This is a genomic window from Paenibacillus sp. 01L418, from assembly GCF_056400045.1.
The window spans coordinates 1-524 of the sequence record NZ_JBFTSN010000879.1; the positions used below are offsets into that span (position 1 = coordinate 1).

The 524-nt window shown below is 34.7% G+C and carries 1 pseudogene; it reads right to left on the minus strand.

Annotation, left to right across the window (positions count from 1 at the left end):
• Positions 1-524, minus strand: a pseudogene (locus tag AC1DSE_RS36240) (ketopantoate reductase family protein); the annotation flags it as partial.

Sequence of the window (524 nt, forward strand, 5' to 3'; positions counted from 1 at the left end):
CATGTATTTCCGATTTGATCTCATTTTGATTTAAAAATTTCATTAAATCATGACGCAACTGCACAATCTCATTGTTAGCATTATTCGCATAATCCGGCAACATCATATCCCTAACCATTTTAGTTCGTAGCCATGTCATAAAGAAAAGATCCAAAAATAAGTTTGGAAATTTAAGCACTATTTTAAGCATTGGTGGATCAATTGAAACGCCTGCTTTTTGTATTGCCCTTAGAAACGCTTTTAAAGTGACTGTTATTTTGCGTGCCGTCTTTCTGGTTCTGACTGTTTTTTGGTCAATTATCTTATTCTCAGAATGCAAAAAGCTTAACATGGCAATGTCTGATACGGAATGTGTGATTAGATACGCTTGCATATCCTTTTTAATTACGTAAGGAAGCTTTGCTGTTTTAAATAATTTTGCGAGGTTTTCTATGCGTTCTGTCACAACACCATTCATTTCTCCAAATGCAGTTGCTGCTATAATCTTTGGTAGAAATCGAGCATGCAATACTCCATCTTTAATC